This window comes from Enterococcus sp. CR-Ec1, from assembly GCF_002850555.1.
Lineage (GTDB): Bacteria > Bacillota > Bacilli > Lactobacillales > Enterococcaceae > Enterococcus_D > Enterococcus_D entomosocium.
Genome location: NZ_CP025223.1, coordinates 750,101 through 769,421, shown reverse-complemented (window position 1 = coordinate 769,421; position 19,321 = coordinate 750,101). Strand labels below are relative to the sequence as shown.

Here is a 19,321-nt window from a genome sequence, read left to right as displayed (position 1 = left end):
GCTTACTCGCCTTCTTTCTTCGCTTTGAATTTGAAGGTCTGAGTAGCCGCCACCGCTTGTTTCCAACCTTCGTACAAATTGTCTCTTTCTTCTGCTGGCATTTCTGGCGTAAACATTTGCCCTTCTTCTGCCATTGATTTCAATTCATCTAAGTCTTTCCAGAAGCCAACCGCTAGTCCTGCCAAATAGGCTGCACCTAATGCGGTTGTTTCCAGATTCGCTGCTCGTTGTACGTCAATGTCTAAAATGTCCGCTTGGAACTGCATCAATAAATCGTTTTTGGCTGCCCCTCCATCGACTTTCAGCAATGGGATATCGATACCGGAATCTTTTTTCATCGTATCGATGACGTCTTTTGATTGGTACGCAACAGCTTGCAGTGTTGCCCGAACAAAATCTTCCTTCGTCGTCCCACGAGTCAAGCCGAAGACTGCTCCTCTTGCATCTGAATCCCAGTAAGGCGCACCTAATCCAGTAAAGGCAGGCACCACATAGACTTCATTATCTCCTTTTGCTTTGGCAGCTAGTTCTTCTGATTGTGGCGAAGTCTCGATCATGCGTAGACCATCCCGCAGCCATTGGATCGCTGATCCAGCAACGAAGATACTTCCTTCTAAGGCATAATAGACTTTGCCGTTGATGCCATACCCGATAGTCGTCAGTAGGTCATTGTCAGACAATTGTGGTTCTTCACCCGTATTCATGACAATAAATGCCCCAGTGCCGTAAGTATTTTTGATCATACCTTTTTCAAAGGCCATTTGTCCAAAGAGGGCGGCTTGTTGGTCTCCAGCCATTCCAGCGATTGGTACTTCACTGCCGTAAAAATGGTAGCTGCGGGTGTGACCATAGACTTCTGAGTTGCTTTTGACTTCTGGTAGCATCGAGCTTGGAATGTTCAAAAGATCCAAAATTTCTTGATCCCACTCTAATTTATGAATGTTGTAAAGCATCGTCCGACTAGCATTGGAGTAGTCGGTGACATGGACTTGTCCATCTGTCAGTTTCCACACAAGCCATGAATCGATCGTTCCGAAGAGTAACTCACCATTATCCGCCTTTTCTTGTGCCCCTTCGATATTGTCTAAAAGCCAACGCACCTTGGTCGCTGAGAAATACGCATCAATGACTAAACCAGTTTTTTCATGGATCATCTCTGTATGGCCATCTGCTTTTAATTGGTCAGCGATCGGTGAAGATTGACGGGATTGCCAAACAATCGCATTCGCGATTGGCTGCCCTGTCGTTTTATCCCAAACCACTGTCGTTTCACGCTGGTTGGTGATCCCGATGCCGGCGATTGCTTCTGGTCGGATACCTGATTCAATAAATGCCCCTGCGATGACTGATTGGACAGAGTTCCAAATTTCGTTGGCGTTATGTTCTACCCAACCTGATTTTGGAAAGTATTGCGGAAACTCTTTTTGTGAACTGCCGATTTTTTTCCCGTTACGATCAAAAATAATTGCTCTTGAACTAGTGGTTCCTTGGTCGATCGCCATTACATAATTTTTTTCTGCCATTTGATTCGCTCCCTTTGGTTTTATACGCGCTTTTTTTGTTAGCGCTTTCTGACTTGCTTTTATTTTAGCTGAACTTTTGCTATATGGTTCGTCAATTTTTTTTCAAATCTCTAAGAAATTGACGAAATCCACTATTTAAAGCGTTCACGGATCATTTTTTTGATTGTCTCACGATCATAAGCAGTCCCTAATTCACTGATTCGATAAGTCGGTGTTTTGGTCTCGATGGCATAATTCGCCAAGATCAAATCATATTCTTGTTCTGGACGATAGCGTTCGACAACTACGCCATTCAAATTTTTGAGATACAGCAGCCACATATAATAGAGAGCTTCTTTAAATAGCTCATCCATTTTCAAGGCGATCCCAACACGAAATTCTCGATTGATTTGATAGTCGATGATCGTGATGACACTCAAGTATTTGACCATCGTCATCATCAGTAGACTATTTTTCTCGGACGGCTTGATATTTAACTCTGTTAAGGCCTTACCTAATAGTTCATGACTGATTTGCTGAATGTTGCGGCTGGATAACTGCGCTTCTAACTGCCAAATATTTTCTCGATCAAAAACCTCCACATCCCCTTTGAAAAAATAGACGCGGCTGTGGATCTGCAGCAGGTGACCATAGCAAGTGGCTTCCATTTCACGAGGAACAAACGATGGGCGGTAAAGATGCAAAATATGTTCCAAAATCAATGTATCCGTCAAGGCAGTTGGCGTAAACCGAGAACGCTGCAGCATATACACCTGCAGATCGTGTTCGGATAACACCGAGAACGACAACAAAAAGACAAAATGCAGCATCGCCTCCTCTTCTCTGACTTCTAATGCGTAATGGCCAAAGCCACGAAATACCAACTCACGTAATTGTTGAAACAAAGGGTCTTTCATGTAAGGTGCCATTTTCTCCCGTAAAACTTGAAAGGATTGAGTAGCAATTTTAAGTCGCGCCTTCATGATCCTCAGCCATAGGGACAAGCGCTGCTGGGCTTCTTTCGTAAAGCGCATGTTCAGGCCGCGAGTGATCAGACCGACATATTTCTCATCGATCGGCAATGGCTGACTGTCAAAAGAATGAACATACCAAAAGAGTTCAAAATAGAAATAACGAATTTGGGTTTCTTCTCCAATCAGCTTTCCTTGCCAGATCTCTAACTCAAATTCTGCTAGCAAACCATTTAGCTCTTTGATTTTGCGAAACAAGGATGACTCGCTGACTGTTAATTTTTGTGCCAGCTGGACAGTTGTCACTTCTTGATGTTGTAAAAGATGCTCGAGAATTTGAAATTTCAAGGCCGAACGATAAAATGCCCATTCAATTTGGTTAAGAGAAAAGGTGGGACTCATTTCAAAAACCAGTGAACCATTTCGGTAATACAATCGACACTGCTCATGATAGTGCGTCAACTCATCTTGCAGCTCATCCACATACTTTTCCAGAGAAGGCTTACTGATGCCAAGATAGAGCGCTAATTCATGTAGCTCCATTTGACCGCCAACTAGTAAAAGTTTTTTGAGCAGCTGCAATTGTTTTGCTTCTTTTTTTTCTAATAACTGATCAAGTCTCATCGGTATCACTTCCCGACCATATGAAGGTTTGATCCAACACATGAGTGAATCGTGGATGGAAGAAAAAGTCTTTTTGGGTCAGCTCCTCCATCGTTGCCTGCTGCTCGATCGCAAACGCTAGTAAATTGATTTTTTCCAAAATATTGGCTTTTGATAAAAGCTGTGCACCAACGATTCGACCGCTGGCTTGTTCGATCATCACTTTTCCATGAACCTGCGTCGAATCAAAAAGGGAAACGGTAGCCGTAAAAGTGTGACAAACGATCGGTGATTCATAGAAAAACTGATCCGACTCGGTCAAGCCGGTACTGGCTAAATACCACTCAAACAATTGTGTACCGACTGTCCGCAATCCACCACGAAACGGGGTCGTTTTGTTTGCTAGATTGCGAGCTGCCGCAATCCCTGAGCGAACAGCATTATTGACTAAGGGCATGTAGACCGTGTCTTTCGTAATAGCATTTGGAATTTGGATCAAGTCGCCGACCGCAAAAATATCCGTGGCAGAAGTTTCCAAGTAGGCATCTGTCCAGATAGTTTGATCACTGTGTAATTCAAAGACCGTAAATGCCTCTGGCAAGCGAGGATGAACGTTAACTGTCGTCAATACCAGATCGCTTTCATAACCTTGATCGGCGGTTTCGATCCGAAAGCCTGTTTCCGTTTTAACGACTGCCAAAGTTGGCTCCGACCAATGCAGCTGCAAGTTGGGGATTTTTTCGATCTCCGTTAAAAAGGGCTGCAAAAAATCGCGATCAAAGTATTTGAATAAAGGATACGACATTGATTCGATCACACTGACTTTTTTGCCGATCATCGTTAAGGTATTCGCCGCTTCCATCCCGGCTTGACCAGCACCGACGATGGTAATCGACTCTGCTTGGGGCAATTTCTGTAAGAAATGCTTCGCTGCTTCATATTCTTTGTAGGTCAGCAGTGCTTCTTCTGGTTGCGGCAAAACAGTGGAATCTTGACTAGAACCTGCCGCCAAGACGAGTCGATCATAGCTTAGTTCTCGCTGATCCGTCCGAATCCGATGATCAGAAGGAAAGACTTCTAGAAAGGTTTCTTCTAAGGCTACGTCGATTGTTTCTGCCTCCAGCTGCTCCTTCGTACAAAAGAATGCTTCATCCAGTGAAGCGATCCTGCCTTCGATCAGCAATAACAAACCGCTTGGAACAAACCCAAGATGGGCTTTTTTTTCTATCAATAAAATCTCTGCGTCAGGGTATAATCGGCGTGCTTCACGGGCGCAGCTGACACCACCAAAAGACCCACCTATAATTATGATTTTCATTGGATCACCTCTCTCCTTTAGCTTAAATGAAACGCTCTCATTTGACGAGTAAAAAGCTATCTTCCTTACTATTTTTTTGTTAACTGCGGTAAAATAAATGAGACCTATGCTACACTATACGCAAAGGAGTGTTCAAATGGTTTTCTTTTATCAATTCATGCTAGGATTGTTTGCCAGCATATTCGTTGCAGCGGCAGCATTCGTCTTTCAGTGGCTGACTATTTCTGGCGCACTGGCTGCGATTCTTTGCGGCACACTGGTCATTGGCTTTGGTCCGTGGTACAGCATCTTTTTGATTGGATTTTTCTTTGCCAGCTCTGGCATCATTGGTCTTTTAAAGAAAATGCGCCGTCAGCCAGAGTTAGCTGTGCTTGCCAAAGGTGCTCGCCGTGATGCAAAACAAGTCTTTGCGAACATCGCACCAAGCATCTTTGCTCTACTGCTTGCCTTTTGGACGAAAGAACCGCTATTCCTTTGGGGATTTGTGGCGGGAATCGCTAGCTGTACGGCTGACACTTGGGGCTCAGAAATCGGCGTGCTGAGTCCAAGTCCACCGCGTCACTTACTAACGGGAAAAAAATTACCACCGGGACTTTCCGGCGGTGTCAGTTGGTTGGGAACTGCCGCTTCCCTAGCAGGGAGTCTCGCCATCACTGGTTTATTCGCAGCAGCCTTATGGTTGAACGGCAAGCCGTTCTCCCTTGATCTCTGGTTGACTTTGACTGCTTTAGGCTTTTGCGGTAGTCTTTTGGACAGCTTACTGGGCGCAGCGATTCAGGTGCGCTATCAATGCCCTGTCTGTCACCAATACACCGAAAAAAAAGTCCACCACGACGTTGCGACCAAGCAAGTCAGCGGTCTTTCCTTTGTAACGAATGAAGGGGTCAATTTGCTGACTTCAATAGTGATCGTTTTTGTATCAGTCTTGCTAACTGGCTCTTTTTTCAAGTAATCAGGCAATCCACTGCGATGACAATTCCTTCATACAAAAAACCTTCGAGAGCTACACGTTTGTGTTTCTCTTGAAGGTTTTTATTTGTTTAGTGAAAGTATGATACGGGTGCTCACTCCATAAGGAGCCTGATTAAGATGCAGACGAATGATTCGTCACTTTATAATAAGCAAAATCAGCATAGGATTGATGTTGGTGTGCATCCACGGCACCAATGAAATTAAATAATCCTGTGAAGCCGCCTATTTCTCCTGGCATTCCATTGACTCCTTCATCAGATAAGTACGCCACTGACAGATCTTGGAGCAAAACTTGCCAAGTCTCTTGTTCCTCTAATCGATAGTAGACGTTTGCGATCCCATGCTCGTATCTAATTTTCAGGTGAATATTTCCTTCGGGAACGACGACGCGAGTATTTACATATTCGATCCTTTGTCCTAATTTTGCCTGTAAGAGAGTCAAATAAGGACATCGCTTTTCTTCTGAATAGGTAACATGAGCATATAACCAATTGTTTGAATCATAATAAAGCCCAAGTCCTGCTGTTTGTGAATAATGGTTCGGTTGAAACTCCAACAAGGTCTCCACCTCATAGGTGAAAGAGGTTGCTCGTGTTGCCATGATGGCAGGATTCATCTGTGAAAACAAGGAATTGCCCCCATAGATCCGTAAGTACCCCTGCCGCTTTTGCGTACTGACCCATGACTGATGCTGTTGGCGATACGGTGTCATAAATTCTAACAGATACTGCGCCTCTTGAAATGAATCAAATAAATCAGTGTTTGGTTCATTGTCAATTGGAACACCAGCTAATCCTTTAAAAGTCATTTTTGCCAAATTGCTTCCATCTTCCATTTCCAACCAATTGTCTTCGGTCCAGTGCATCCTTTGAATAGAAGCTTCTCTTCCAAGAGGATTCAACAGCTCCCCCTCTAAGGGTCTTGCCATTAAATGAGCCATGAACCATTCATCAGTATGGGTATGGACGAGCGAACCATGTCCTGCTTTTTGCATCACTGAATGAGGATTGACCATTTCAAAATGCCCAGCATCAGGGTCGCCCAAAGAAAACAGATGCCTTGGAGAAGAAGTAAGGATTGGTTCGCCAGAAGGATGCGCTTCATAAGGACCAAAAATAGTCTCTGCGCGACCGACTTCCACACCATGAGCATAGCCCGTGCCTCCAGATGCCAGCAATAAAAAGTATGCCCCTTCATGCTTGTATATTTGGGGTGCTTCCGCACACCCTCTGGTGGTGAACCCTTGTGTTACGCGATGCCAAGGGGACAGTAATTTACCTGAAGGCAAGTCGATCTCCGCAAGAACAATATGTCCCGGCGCTTGATAGCCTTCTCTTGTTTCCCATTCCAAAATCGTTAAATAATGCCGCCCATCCTCGTCATGAAATAGCGCTGGATCAAAGCCAATTGAGGTAAAATAAATCGGTTCTGACCATGGTCCTCGGATGTCAGTCGCCCAAATGGCATAGGAATCAGCATTAAATTCACGTCCTGCCATGTTGACCATATGTGAATACGCCAGCCAAAATCGTTTTGTTTGTGGATCATAAGATAAATGTGGTGCCCAGATACCAGCTGGTGTATTGGTTCCACGTAAATTCACTTCTTCATTGTTCAAGGCATAACCAACAAGTTGCCAATTCGCAAGATCCTTTGATTCGAAAAGTTGAATCGCAGGTGTCCAATGGAAGGTTGAAGTTGCGATATAATAACGCTCATCCACACAAATGATAGAGGGATCAGGCGCCATTCCAGGAATAACTGGATTTTTGATGATTGTCATAAGCTTCCTTCCTATTCTTAACTTTTTATTCGTTTTGCAACCAAACAACAGTTTTTTTATCATCGTTTGCAGGCGAATGCGATAAATTGAAACCGTTTTATTCGATTGCTACATTTATCTTACGAAACTTTTAGGGTAGAATGAATATCAAAAAAAAGCCAATACTTACCATTTTTCATTTTTAAGGAGGTCGTACCGAATGAACCCAACACCTAAATGGCTAGAACAGCTGGTCAAATTACCCGATATCGACATCAATTTAAAAACCTTTGGTGGACACAAGCAACGCGTTTCCGAAGGATGGTGTGCACCGCAAGAGACCCACTTTGCTTTTGAGATCATGATGATCATTGATGGAGAGCAGCGCACAATATTTGAAGGCAGGCAGTTTGATTTTGTGGCAAATGATGTGATCCTGATACCGCCTGGTACCGCTCATGAAAATACTTGTCTCGTAGCAGAAGGTTTAGAGTATTTTTGTATGCATTTCGATCTTGATGATCCTGAGATTCAGCAACAGTTGTTGATGTATTGTCCTTTACTACTAAAAAAGACAAATCCCGCTTACCAAGCGATCGTTGAGATCCTTCAGCAATACATTGCGTTTTTGGCAAGCGGATACTTTGGAATGAAAGAAAAAATCGCCATTGAGATCTTACTGTTAGAACTGATGCGTGCCTTACTAGACTATGTCGAAGATGAAAAAAATCAGTTAGCGCATACAGATAACACTTCCCTTGTTTTAGCAAAAGCGATCGCAGAATCGATCCAACAAAATTTTCGTACGTACACACAAAGCCCTACGGAAGAAAACAAAGCCTTGCTTTCCATGAGTTATACGGCCAATTCATTGAACATTAGTAATAGTACGATGCTGACGGTTTTCAAAAAAGTTTATGCTAGTAGTCCAAAACAGTACTTAGATCAATTACGCTTCAACCAAGCAAAATTCTATCTCCATCAACCCAAATTGGCCATCGCCGAAATCGCAGAGATCATTGGCTATCAAAATGCCGCCCACTTTACGAGACAATTCAAAAAATGGGCAAACATGTCGCCGAATAAATACCGTAAGCTCCAGTTAGAAGCAGCAAAATAAGTAATCGACAAATAATGATTCGAGAAAAGCGACTTCTACTTCTTCCTCTGAGGATTCGAAAAAAGCTTTTTTCACATAATAAATGAAAAATGGTAAATTTCCCCTTTTTTTTGATATTTCAAGTCCTGTCAGCATTCTTTATGATTAATACCAAGAAATCGTTTGCAGGAATAAAAATAGTTAGTTGCAAAATAGCAAGATGGGAGATATTCTCAGCACACTTGCTTTGCACTACATTAAGGGGAATATGTATGCTTTCAGAAAATTCAATGTCAATCAAAAGTCGGTTGCCGTTAAAAATCGGAATTTTGAGTCTTTCATTGGTCGTACAAGCTGCTGGTGCAGTAGCAGCAGCCGTACCTTTTATTATGAACGATTTTTCTGACCGAACCACCGCACAAGTCCAATCTATTTTGACACTGCCATCAATGGCAATCTTGATTTTCATTCTGCTAAGTTCATGGTTTATCAAAGCACTTGGCAAAAAGCGAACGGTCTGTTTAGGCTTGATGATCGCTTTAGTCGGTGGTATCTTACCGGCATTTACAATGAACTTTGGCTTGATTTTATTTGCCCGTATTTTGTTTGGCGCAGGTCTGGGGCTCTTTAACTCAATGACCGTCTCCTTGATCGGCGACAACTTTACAGGTGCCGAGCAAAAAAACTTATTAGGTATTCAATCAGCCGTGATGACTTTAGGAAATAGCCTAGCAACGTTTGCTGCGGGCTTACTGTTAACGATCTCGTGGCAAGCTTCATTCTTAGTGTACTTGGTCATCTTACCGATTCTGTTTCTTTTTCTTTTCGGTTATCGTAACGTCAATGAAAATCCAGTTGAAACAACGCAGTCATCAACCATCGATACAAAAAGAAGAAAGCTGCCATTAAGCGTAACTTTAGGTATTTTGACTCTCTTTTTATTCTTCATTAGTTTGATGGTCGTCATTACTTCTTCCGCACTACTGATTCAAGAATTGGCGCTGACGAATCAAGGATTTCTTTCCACCGCACTAGCGATCGCCGGTATTTTTAGCAGCTTGGTCGCATTAGCTTTTGGTCAAATCACCAAATTATTAAAGCGCTTTACACCAGTTGTCGTCATCAGTTTCGCAATGGTTGGTTTTTTCACGATAACTTTAGCACCTACGATGACCGTCTTTTTCATTGGTCTATTAGTGGTTTATCTTGCCAATCTTGTAGTTCCTTATGTATACAGTGTCATTCTTAGCGATGTAGATCCAGAAGCCAATAACTTAGTTGTTTCTTTGGCAATGGTCGCTTGTAATCTTGGTGCTTTTTCCTCCCCCTATGTCATAAACTTTATCAGTCAACTGTTTGGCATGACAACGGCGGTCATGCAAGTCAGAATCGTTGCCGGAATCATGGCAATCATTGCTCTGATTTTTCTATTTCTCGCTTTCAATAAAACAACCACACCTATTAGTAAGGAGGAACTATAAGATGGAACAAAAACTTAGAGGCGTCAACCTAGGCGGTTGGCTTGTATTAGAAAAATGGATGGCACCTAGTCTCTTTCAAGGAACACCTGCCGATGACGAGTATTATTTAGCCTATGATCTACCTGAAGCTGAATACCAAGCACGGCTGTTGATTCATCGTGAAACGTTCATCACTGAAGCTGACTTCTTGCGCATTTCAGCAGCTGGCTTCAATACCGTTCGAATACCTGTCCCTTATTTTATTTTTGGTGATCGTACCCCCTTTATTGGCTGTATCGACTATTTGGATAAAGCCTTCGCTTGGGCAAAGGCTTATGACCTAAAAGTCTTGATCGATCTGCATACTGCACCCTTCAGCCAAAATGGTTTTGACAATGGTGGTCTCTCGGGTGTGGTCAGATGGGCACAAATGCCCGAAGAAGTGGCGTTCGAATTAACGGTCTTGGAACGTTTGGCGCAAAGATATGCGGATCACGAAGCATTGTGGGGCATTGAAGTATTAAACGAACCGATCACAGATGGTGAAGTATGGCACAGCATGAATCCCATGGATCGTTTCCCACCTCGTGATCTTGCGTTAGCAAAAGGTAGTGCACCGATCTCTTTAGACTTTTTGAGAACTTTTTATCAAGATGCCTATCGAAGAACGCGTAACTATTTAAGCGATGACAAAGTGATCGTCTTTCATGATGGCTTCCAATTGCATGCTTGGAAAGAGTTTTTCACCCAAAACGATTTTCACAATGTCATGCTAGATACGCACCAATACGTTATGATGGCAGAAATGGCCGGCACAGAGCAATCCTTGGAAGCATACGTGTCTTTCATTGATGGCTTAGCCCAAGAGATCGCCACGGTTGCACAATATGTCGAGGTTTTTGTTGGAGAATGGTCCTTGTTCAACTCCTATGCTGTTGGTACAGATACCAAAGGCGGTATCAATCCCACACAAGAGGAATTCAGTAGCAACCGTAGTTTGACAAAAAGTGAATTAGAAGAAGTTTATCAAACTTTGTGGCGTGCTTCAATCACAGCTTGGAACCAAGGAGCCGGACACATGTACTGGACCTATAAGTTATCCATCGATACGATCAATGAGCCTGCTTGGTATGGCTGGGATTCCTGGGATGCTAGTCGAGCTATGGCAAAAAACTGGATCGATCCACGTTTCTAAAACACAACAAAAAACGAGATTGAAACGAAGCAAACGATACTGTTTGCGTTACGTTTCAATCTCGCTTTTTTGTTGCTTTTAAGCAATATCCACCAAGCGGATCTTCGTGACATTTTTGTAGACAGACAATTCTTCGATCACTTCAGAAAAGCCTAGTCCTCGCGGGAGATCAATCGTATAAATGTTGGTATAAATGCGATAGTCTTCCATGAATTTGACATCAAAATTGACATCTTCGATCACGATATTTTTCTCTTGGAAGTACTCCGTCAAAAACTCTTTGGTCTCGGTGCGATGAATGTACTGGATCTCCAATTTCTTTGCTGTTGGTACGCGGACGATCCGCTTAACGATCGTCAATGCAAAGAAGATCCCGATAAAACTGCTTAATGCGATGGTGTAAAAGCCCATCCCGATGGCAATTCCTAAACCGGCGATCGCCCATAAGGAAGCAGCCGTCGTCAACCCCGTCACGGAGCGCTTCGTCACAATGATCGTTCCGGCGCCTAGAAAACCGACCCCGCTGACGACTTGTGCAATCAATCGTGCTTCGTCCGAACGAATCACGCCTGCTAAATCTGGATGATCCAGCGCATCTCGCATGGCACCTGTGGCGATCTCCACTTGGATCAAAGCAATGACACAAGCCCCCATGCAAACCAAGATATGGGTTCTAAGACCAGCTGGTCGGCTTTTGTACTGCCGCTCGTACCCAATCGCGCCACCCATGACCATCGCCAACAGCAACCTCAGTGCTACTTCAGGAATGGATAAATGCATATCAACCATTTGCATCCCTCTTTTCTTCGTATTCTCTCTTTTAACTATAGCATCTCTGATGGAAAAAAGGAAAAAACATCGCTAGAGCGGCCAAATAAAAAAAGCCTCCTCAGAAATAAGCAAGATAGATCCGAACCATCGCTCGCAGCTGCGCTGGCATTACTGCACAAGCGCAGGGGGAAGCTGCAAGGATGGCGCGTTTTCCTTCTGACTTATTTCTGAAAAGGGCTGATTTTGTTTTACAGGTTGCTGGCAGCAGCCTCATCGATGATCACGATCACGTCATCATGCTTTTGTAAAACAGAAGCTGGTAATTCGTTGGTTACGGGTCCTTCGATCATTTTTTGGATTGCATCCGCTTTGACTTCGCCAAATGCCATCAAAATGATTTTTTTGCTTTGCATAATTGAACCGATCCCCATGGAAATCGCCGTCGTTGGGACGTCTTCGACTTTATCAAAGTAGCGTTTGTTGGCATTGATGGTTGATTCAGTCAAGTCAACGACTGAGGTCGTTCCTTCAAAGGATGCACCAGGTTCGTTGAAGCCGATATGTCCGTTTTGACCGATACCCAAGATTTGGATATCAACTGGGTGATCCGCAATCACGCTATCGTAGCGTTGGCATTCTGCTTCTAAGTCTTCCGCTTTGCCGTTTGGTACGAAGGTTTCTTTGAATGGTTTTTTATTGAATAAATGAGCATTCATGAAGTAGCGATAGCTTTGTTCGTCTTCGCCGCCTAGTCCTACGTATTCATCTAAGTTGACTGAAGTCATTTCTGAAAAATCAACTTCACTGGCAGTCATTTCTGCATAAAGGGTCTCTGGCGTGCTTCCTGTTGCTAAACCTAGCACTTTGGCGCCATTTGCCATACCTTCTTGTATCAATTCAAAAGCTTTCTTTCCGCCTTGAGCAGCATCTTTAACGCGAATAATTTCCATGATCAGCGCTCCGTTTCTATTTGGTATAGTCCAATAATACCACAGGTTGTGTTTGATTACAATAATTAGTCTAGACCAGATGACGATTTTTTCTTTATCACCAATCAAAAAAAGACGAGCTCTAAAATGCGCTCGTCTCTACTCGTATTCTACTTGCTTACCAATTCGTATAAACATCAATACCGCTATGACCGACACCTGTGTCATAGACTTTATAGGCACCTAAAGATGATTGACCAGTCGATCCTTTCGGTTGATTGTCGCTGGCAACAACGATGTACCCATCGGCATCACGGATCGTTCCGTCAGAGGCTACATGGCGTCCAGGGATGTTCAATCCGCCTCCTGGCAAAACTTTTTGTGAGTAGTACGATTCTCTCACACCATTGAAGTAGTTGATCCCATCCACTGGATTCAAGACTCCAGAACCAGCACCAGGAATGCTTGAACGGGTTTGACTCACGTTAGCAGTCGCTGTAGATTCACTTTTTTCTGTGCTTTCTTTCGTACTTGTTTCTTTGTTTTCTACTGATTGGCCATCGTTAGAAACCAACAATGTTTCGCCATCAAAAATCATATTTGGATTTTCGATCGAATCATTCAAAGCTAAAAGGTCTTCGATCGTTGTTTGATAAGTAGCAGCGATCCCAGATAGGGTGTCTCCTGGTTCGACAACATGGGTTTGTTCTGCTGCTGAAACAACTGTTCCTCCAACGAATAAACCAAATCCTGCAACAACTGTAAATGCAAATTTTTTCAAATGAAAAAACCTCTCTTTTGATTATTTGTCCCGCTATCGGGCACAAGTAAGAGAATAACATTACAATGTTGCAGGAAGGTTTCAGAAATGTTTTTCATTATCACAATTGTTAAACAGAAAATTACAAGCTTTTTGATAATAAACAGTAAACTTACAATATTGTTATCCATTTCGATGAATGATTTTGGCTCCATCATGCTATAGTAAACCCAGTAATTGAAAGGATCGATGCACATGAAAAAACTACTTTTGACGCTTGGCGTTTTGATTTTAGCAGTAGGTGGCTATTTTGGCTACACTTACTATACAACAACTTATCAAGGGATAACGGCCTATGCCATCACGCCCAACAAAGTCCCAGAAAAGACCCAAACGTACAGCGATTCCGGTGAAAAAATCGATGGCTCCTTTACGTATAAGTACACGTTTGAGTTTGTTAAGAAAAACGGCGAGAAAGAACTCATGACCTATGATCTTTCTGGTGAAAATGTGAAGCCATTCGCGCCAAATACCTTAGTCAAAGCAGAGATCAGTAAAACCCGTGTCATCTCGGGTCCCAATGAAGTCCCTCAATCAGAAGTTCCAGCAAAAATACTGTCTGAGCTGGAAACCTTTGACGAATAAGGACTTCTTACAAGAAACTTTCTACTTTTTAAGGTTCATTTTACTTTGACCGGCTATGCTAGCTTTATACCAAACCTATTTTTCTTCCTCTTACCAGTCCTCGCCCGACTGGTATTTTTTTATTTTTTCCCAATGATCAGGCAAAATTTACGCGCCTTATAGACAGAACCGCTCTAGCTTCGCAATGTTTTTCTGTTCAAATTTTGATCAACCAGTTATTGACTATCGGAAATAAATAAACCGAGAATTATTAGGATAAAAGCTGAGTTCATCATAAAAAAACCGCTAGATTGTTTATCTCTAGCGGTTTTCTTGCGATTTTAGTATAGTTCCAAGTATTGTTCTCTTTCCCACTCGGAGACTGTTTGGCGGAAGGCTGCCCATTCTAATCGTTTTGCTTCGACAAAGTTGGCATAGATGTGTTTGCCTAAAGCATCGATCATCACTTGATCTTTGCGCAATGCTTTGATGGCATTGTGGATCGTTGATGGCAGATCTTCGATTTGTGCTTCTGCACGTTCTGTTTCGTTCATGATGTAGATGTTGCGGTCGACTGCTGGTGGTGGTGTCAACTCACGTCTAACGCCATCAAGTCCTGCTTGCAGTAAAACAGCCATTGCTAAGTATGGGTTGGCTGATGGGTCAACCGAACGCAATTCCAAACGCGTTGACAAGCCTCTTGATTCTGGTACCCGAATCAATGGTGAACGGTTGCGTCCTGACCATGCCACGTATACAGGCGCTTCGTAACCTGGCACTAAGCGTTTGTAGGAGTTGACGGTTGGGTTGCAGACAGCTGTGTAAGCACGGGCGTGTTCGATCAAACCGCCTAAGAAGTGATACGCTGTTTGGCTTAATTGCATTGGCCCTTCTTCATCAAAGAAGACATTTTCATCGCCTTTGAACAAGGACATGTTGCAGTGCATGCCTGAACCGTTGATGCCGAATAATGGTTTTGGCATGAAGGTTGCATGCAAGCCGTGTTTACGAGCAATAGTTTTCACGACAAGTTTGAAGGTTTGGATGTTGTCACATGCTTCCACTGCATCCGCATATTTAAAATCGATCTCGTGTTGCCCTGGTGCTACCTCATGGTGAGACGCTTCAACTTCAAAGCCAAGGCTTTCTAATTCTAATACGATATCGCGACGGCAGTTTTCCCCTAGATCGGTTGGGGCAAAATCGAAGTAGCCGCCTTTGTCGTTTAATTCCGTTGTGATTTCGCCTGCTTCATCTAATTTGAATAGGAAAAATTCTGGTTCTGGTCCAAGATTGAAAGAAGTAAAGCCAAGGGATTGCATGTCCGCTAATGCCCGTTTTAAGTTGCCGCGAGGGTCGCCTGCAAATGGGGTGCCATCTGGATTGTAGATATCACAGATCAAACGAGCCACTTTGCCATGTTCACTTTCCCAAGGGAAGATCATCCATGTCGACAAATCAGGATACAGATACATGTCACTTTCTTCAATACGGACAAATCCTTCAATAGAAGAACCGTCAAACATCATTTTGTTTTCCAGTACTTTATCTAATTGACTTACAGGTACTTCAACGTTCTTGTTTGTTCCTAAAATATCAGTAAACATCAAGCGTAAAAAGCGCACGTTCTCATCCTTTACGATTTGTTTGATGTCTTCGGCAGTTCTTTCAAATTTTGGCATAGTATCCCTTCCTTTTTCCCAATTCTTTTTTTATATCACAGCAATGATCTACAAGTGTTCTACATTCGTGGACCTTTTTGCTGGTATGGCTGTTGTTGATTCAATCCACCTTGAGCCAAGAGTTCATCATAAAAAATTCGACGAACATCTTCATCGGTCAGCGGCGGTTTGTTCTTCGCTTCTTTTTCTTTGGCAACTTTCATTTCATAAACTCGTTTGATCCCAGCCATGTTCAGTCCATCGGAAAGATAGTCTTTGATCTCTAGCAAGGTATCAATATCATTCAGCGAATACATGCGTCGATTGCCATCGCTGCGTTCCGGGTGGATCAATTCTTGTTCTTCGTAATAACGAATTTGACGGGCGGTGAGATCGGTCAATTTCATGACTGTTCCGATAGGAAAGACTGACATTGAGCGCCGCAATTCTTTTTCCCGCATAACTTGGCTCCCCTCCGTTTCAATGATGCTGCGTAACTTTATGGAAACTATACCAATTCTTTTTTTGCGTGTCAACCCCTCATGTTAGAAAAAGTGACATGAATGCAAATTTTTTTGATTTTTTCATTAGGTCCTTGATTTGATCGTATGTTCAAGCAGTTGTTTTTATGGAATAAATGGTGCTTTAGCCAAAAATGTTCGGTTTTTGCGTTCAAAGCAAGCCAAACCACTTATACTTCATAATTTTGTCACGACAAAAAAACGGTGCATCGGTTGCACCGTTTCTGCTTATTCCTGTTCTTGCGCCATTCTGCGTAGTGGATAGGTATCCTCAAGCGCAAATCCTTTGATATGATAGGTCTGTGTTGCTTCATCGAAGGCATTGCTCAAAACTAGTGACTCCCGTTTTAAACGATTCAGCGCATTGCCTTCATCGGCTTGCAGAACCAGATGATAAGGCTGCATGATCTGCATCAACTCCATTTTGATCGCCTGAGTCAAGCGTTCTTTGCCTTTGGTACTCTTTGCCGAAATCAAGACGTTGGGAAAGAGCGTTGGGACAAACTGATCGGCGTCGATGCGATCCGCCTTATTATAGACCGTCAACATCGGTAATTGGGTCAAAGAAAGTTCTTCCATTAACTTCAAGACGGTCTCCTCTTGCTGAACCCGTTCTTCGGAACTGGCATCGACGACATGCAGCAAGAAGTCCATGTTTTGACTTTCTTCCAGTGTGGAATGAAACGCATCGATCAATTGGGTCGGCAATTCTTGGATAAAGCCAACCGTATCGGTAATGGTGACTTCAAATCCTTCCGGCATCCGCCAGCGTTTCGTCAACGGATCGAGTGTTGCGAACAGCTGGTCTTGTTCATACGTATCCGCACTGGTCAAAATATTTAAAATAGTTGATTTTCCGGCATTGGTATAACCAATCAAGCCCATTTGAAAGACTTGGCTGTCTTTGCGCTTTTGGCGTGTCCGGTCTCGATGGGCGGCCACTTCCTTCAATTCCCGTTTGATGATGGTGATGCGGTTGCGGATGTGTCGACGATCGGTCTCCAGCTTGGTTTCCCCTGGCCCTCTCGTTCCGATTCCGCCCCCCAGCCGAGACATGTTCTTTCCTTGCCCTATCAAACGTGGAAGCAAATAATCCAGCTGCGCCAATTCTACTTGCAGCTTTCCTTCTTTGGAACGGGCACGCATCGCAAAAATATCGAGGATCAGCTGGACGCGATCAATCACTGGCACTTCTAGCGCATCACCGATCAACTGGCTTTGCCTTGGTGTCAATTCATGATTGAAGATCACTAGATCTGCTTCATGTGCTTCTGCAAACTGCTGCAATTCCGCAACTTTCCCCTTGCCAATCACGGTTTGTCGATCGACTTGCTGCCGTTTTTGCACCAGTGAAAAAACAACTTCACCATTGGCGGTTTTTGTTAAGCTTTTCAATTCTTTCATTGACGAATCAAAATGAAGATAGTTTTTCTCCGTTTCTACTCCGACAAGAATCACACGTTCTTGGCTCATCTTTTCTCCTCCAACCATTGGTTGATTTCTGTTTCAAGGGTACGTTGTTCTTCAGGTTGTCTCACTAAATCAATCCATCGGGGCTGTGCTCGGTTATTGAACCACGTCAGCTGCCGCTTGGCATAGCGGCGTGAGTTTTGCTTGATTTGCTCAATTGTTTCATCCAATGTGGCCTGCCCGTGAAAATAGGGCAAAAATTCCTTGTAGCCGATCCCTTTGGCGGCTTGCGTTTCTGGATACTGCAAAACAGCTTTTGCTTCTTCGATCAAACCTTGATCCATCATTAAGTCCACTCGCTGATTGATTCGCTGGTATAACAATTCTCGCTCAGTGGTTAAACCGATCATGAAGAAATCGTACAAAACTTGCGGTGTTTCTTTTGGTGCAGCAATACTTTCGCCAGTCATTTCAAAAACCTCCAACGCACGAATCACTTTCCGCTCATTGTTGTAGTGGATCTTCGCTGCTGCCAAGGGATCGACCGCCTGCAGCTTTTGCCATAGAGCTTCTTTGCCGATGGCTGCTGCTTCTTGTTCATAGCGCTGACGAATCGTTGAGTCGCCTTCTTCTGCCCCTAAACGAAAGTCATACAAAAGCGCTTGGATGTATAGCCCTGTCCCCCCCACAATGATCGGCAGTTTTCCTTGCTGCTGGATCGTCTCAATGGCCTCACGCCCCATTTGCTGGAAATCAGCCGCAGAATACGTTTCCGTCATTGCACGAATATCGATCAAATGATGAGGAATCCCTGCCATTTCTTCCTTCGTCACTTTGGCGGTACCGATATCTAATTGTCGATAAATTTGCATGGAATCCCCGCTGATGATCTCCCCATGGTATTTTTGAGCTAATTGGATACTCAAGGCGGTTTTACCGACTGCGGTCGGTCCCACGATCACTAAGACTTTTTTCATCCTTTTGTTTCCTCGCGGACCTGCTGCACAATTGCCCGAGCGTTTTCTGGAAAATCGGTGATGATCCCGGTCAACCCCAAAGCCAAGCAGGTGCGAATCGCCGCTTCTTCATTGACAGTCCACGGACGGATCGCAATCGGAAAATCAGTCAAGACCGTTGCTGTCTCTTGGACCCAGCGATAGGCCGGATGAATTCCTTCGATATACGGTCGGATGAGCGCCAACGGTGGTTTGTCTTCCCCGCGTCCCATAATAAAATCAAGGATCGCATCCGGTTCGATCGCATGCATCCGATCCAAAGTCTCGATATTAAAGGAACAATACCAATGAGTAAAAGGCCATTCTTGGCTATTCAATAAATCGGATACTTTGGCTTCGATTTCTTCATACTCATAATGATCGGTTTTTAATTCGATCGTCAAAATGCCACGATAATTCTTCGCTGCAAGTAAATCCAACACTTCTTTTAGCGTGGGGACTTTGGCGGCTTGGAATTCCTCAGAAAACCAGCTGCCGGCATTGAGTTCTTTTAGTTCAGCAACCGTCAGGTCACAGATCCGACCTTTGCCGTTGGTCGTTCGATCAACCGTTTCATCATGCATGACGATCAAGCCGCCATCTTTTGATAGATGTACATCTAACTCAATGATATCAGCTTTGACCCGCACCGCTTCCGCGAATGCCGGTAGCGTGTTTTCAGGTCGGTTGCCGCTACTCCCGCGGTGGGCAACGATTTGTACCATCATTCTTTCACTCCATTCTCACTCTTTATTTTACCATGGAATC

The 19,321-nt window shown here is 43.6% G+C and carries 17 protein-coding genes; 5 read left to right on the top strand and 12 right to left on the bottom strand.

What is annotated here, in order from left to right; all coding sequences use genetic code 11:
* Window positions 1-2: 2 nt before the first annotated feature.
* The 3 genes from glpK to CXM95_RS03650 all read right to left on the bottom strand — a co-directional run bounded on the left by glpK (window position 3) and on the right by CXM95_RS03650 (window position 4,394).
* Complete coding sequence (glpK, locus tag CXM95_RS03660) at window positions 3-1,523, bottom strand: glycerol kinase GlpK (protein ID WP_008377082.1); 1,521 nt, start codon at window positions 1,521-1,523, stop codon at window positions 3-5.
* Window positions 1,524-1,654: 131 nt separating this feature from the next.
* The gene (locus tag CXM95_RS03655) at window positions 1,655-3,097 is read right to left on the bottom strand and encodes a helix-turn-helix domain-containing protein (RefSeq protein ID WP_016611958.1); all 1,443 of its coding nucleotides are present in this window, start codon (window positions 3,095-3,097) and stop codon (window positions 1,655-1,657) included.
* Window positions 3,087-4,394: an NAD(P)/FAD-dependent oxidoreductase gene (locus CXM95_RS03650; RefSeq protein WP_016611957.1), complete on the bottom strand. Its 1,308-nt coding sequence runs from the start codon at window positions 4,392-4,394 to the stop codon at window positions 3,087-3,089. The genes CXM95_RS03655 and CXM95_RS03650 overlap by 11 nt, the downstream gene beginning before the upstream one ends.
* A 136-nt stretch (window positions 4,395-4,530) precedes the next feature.
* On the opposite strand from CXM95_RS03650, the gene CXM95_RS03645 reads away from it, so the two are divergent.
* Window positions 4,531-5,346 (top strand): DUF92 domain-containing protein, encoded by an 816-nt coding sequence (locus CXM95_RS03645; RefSeq protein ID WP_034872857.1) that lies wholly within the window; start codon window positions 4,531-4,533, stop codon window positions 5,344-5,346.
* A 132-nt stretch (window positions 5,347-5,478) separates the two neighbouring features.
* On the opposite strand, the gene CXM95_RS03640 is transcribed toward CXM95_RS03645, so the two are convergent.
* Window positions 5,479-7,149, bottom strand: a complete 1,671-nt coding sequence (locus tag CXM95_RS03640; protein WP_034872855.1) for a family 43 glycosylhydrolase — start codon at window positions 7,147-7,149, stop codon at window positions 5,479-5,481.
* 199 nt (window positions 7,150-7,348) lie between these two features.
* Here CXM95_RS03640 and CXM95_RS03635 point away from each other — a divergent pair, with 199 nt between their 5' ends.
* From CXM95_RS03635 to CXM95_RS03625, 3 genes are all read left to right on the top strand, one after another.
* The gene (locus CXM95_RS03635; RefSeq protein WP_016611954.1) at window positions 7,349-8,248 is read left to right on the top strand and encodes a helix-turn-helix domain-containing protein; all 900 of its coding nucleotides are present in this window, start codon (window positions 7,349-7,351) and stop codon (window positions 8,246-8,248) included.
* A gap of 251 nt (window positions 8,249-8,499) precedes the next feature.
* The gene (locus tag CXM95_RS03630; protein WP_086299152.1) at window positions 8,500-9,708 is read left to right on the top strand and encodes an MFS transporter; all 1,209 of its coding nucleotides are present in this window, start codon (window positions 8,500-8,502) and stop codon (window positions 9,706-9,708) included.
* Between the two features lies 1 nt (window position 9,709).
* Window positions 9,710-10,882 (top strand): glycoside hydrolase family 5 protein, encoded by a 1,173-nt coding sequence (locus tag CXM95_RS03625; protein WP_101698854.1) that lies wholly within the window; start codon window positions 9,710-9,712, stop codon window positions 10,880-10,882.
* A gap of 78 nt (window positions 10,883-10,960) precedes the next feature.
* On the opposite strand, the gene CXM95_RS03620 is transcribed toward CXM95_RS03625, so the two are convergent.
* The 3 genes from CXM95_RS03620 to CXM95_RS03605 form a co-directional block, all read right to left on the bottom strand.
* Complete coding sequence (locus tag CXM95_RS03620; protein WP_008377072.1) at window positions 10,961-11,671, bottom strand: MgtC/SapB family protein; 711 nt, start codon at window positions 11,669-11,671, stop codon at window positions 10,961-10,963.
* 230 nt (window positions 11,672-11,901) lie between these two features.
* Window positions 11,902-12,603 carry a glucosamine-6-phosphate deaminase gene (nagB, locus tag CXM95_RS03610; protein WP_005225171.1) on the bottom strand — a complete coding sequence of 234 codons (702 nt, stop codon included), beginning with the start codon at window positions 12,601-12,603 and terminating at the stop codon, window positions 11,902-11,904.
* Window positions 12,604-12,760: 157 nt separating this feature from the next.
* Window positions 12,761-13,363: a LysM peptidoglycan-binding domain-containing protein gene (locus CXM95_RS03605; RefSeq protein WP_016620555.1), complete on the bottom strand. Its 603-nt coding sequence runs from the start codon at window positions 13,361-13,363 to the stop codon at window positions 12,761-12,763.
* Window positions 13,364-13,597: 234 nt separating this feature from the next.
* Between CXM95_RS03605 and CXM95_RS03595 the strand changes: the two genes are divergently transcribed.
* The gene (locus tag CXM95_RS03595; protein WP_005237494.1) at window positions 13,598-13,987 is read left to right on the top strand and encodes a DUF1093 domain-containing protein; all 390 of its coding nucleotides are present in this window, start codon (window positions 13,598-13,600) and stop codon (window positions 13,985-13,987) included.
* A 320-nt stretch (window positions 13,988-14,307) separates the two neighbouring features.
* Here CXM95_RS03595 and glnA read toward each other — a convergent pair whose 3' ends face one another.
* From glnA to CXM95_RS03570, 5 genes are all read right to left on the bottom strand, one after another.
* The gene (gene glnA / locus CXM95_RS03590) at window positions 14,308-15,648 is read right to left on the bottom strand and encodes a type I glutamate--ammonia ligase (RefSeq protein WP_005225167.1); all 1,341 of its coding nucleotides are present in this window, start codon (window positions 15,646-15,648) and stop codon (window positions 14,308-14,310) included.
* A gap of 59 nt (window positions 15,649-15,707) precedes the next feature.
* On the bottom strand, window positions 15,708-16,088 hold the full coding sequence (locus tag CXM95_RS03585) for a MerR family transcriptional regulator (RefSeq protein ID WP_005225166.1): 381 nt from the start codon (window positions 16,086-16,088) through the stop codon (window positions 15,708-15,710).
* A gap of 288 nt (window positions 16,089-16,376) precedes the next feature.
* Window positions 16,377-17,621 carry a GTPase HflX gene (gene hflX / locus CXM95_RS03580; RefSeq protein WP_101698853.1) on the bottom strand — a complete coding sequence of 415 codons (1,245 nt, stop codon included), beginning with the start codon at window positions 17,619-17,621 and terminating at the stop codon, window positions 16,377-16,379.
* Window positions 17,618-18,535, bottom strand: coding sequence for a tRNA (adenosine(37)-N6)-dimethylallyltransferase MiaA (miaA, locus tag CXM95_RS03575; RefSeq protein ID WP_016611941.1), 918 nt, complete (start codon window positions 18,533-18,535; stop codon window positions 17,618-17,620). The genes hflX and miaA overlap by 4 nt, the downstream gene beginning before the upstream one ends.
* On the bottom strand, window positions 18,532-19,281 hold the full coding sequence (locus CXM95_RS03570) for a glycerophosphodiester phosphodiesterase (RefSeq protein ID WP_101698852.1): 750 nt from the start codon (window positions 19,279-19,281) through the stop codon (window positions 18,532-18,534). The genes miaA and CXM95_RS03570 overlap by 4 nt, the downstream gene beginning before the upstream one ends.
* Between the last annotated feature and the right edge of the window lie 40 nt (window positions 19,282-19,321).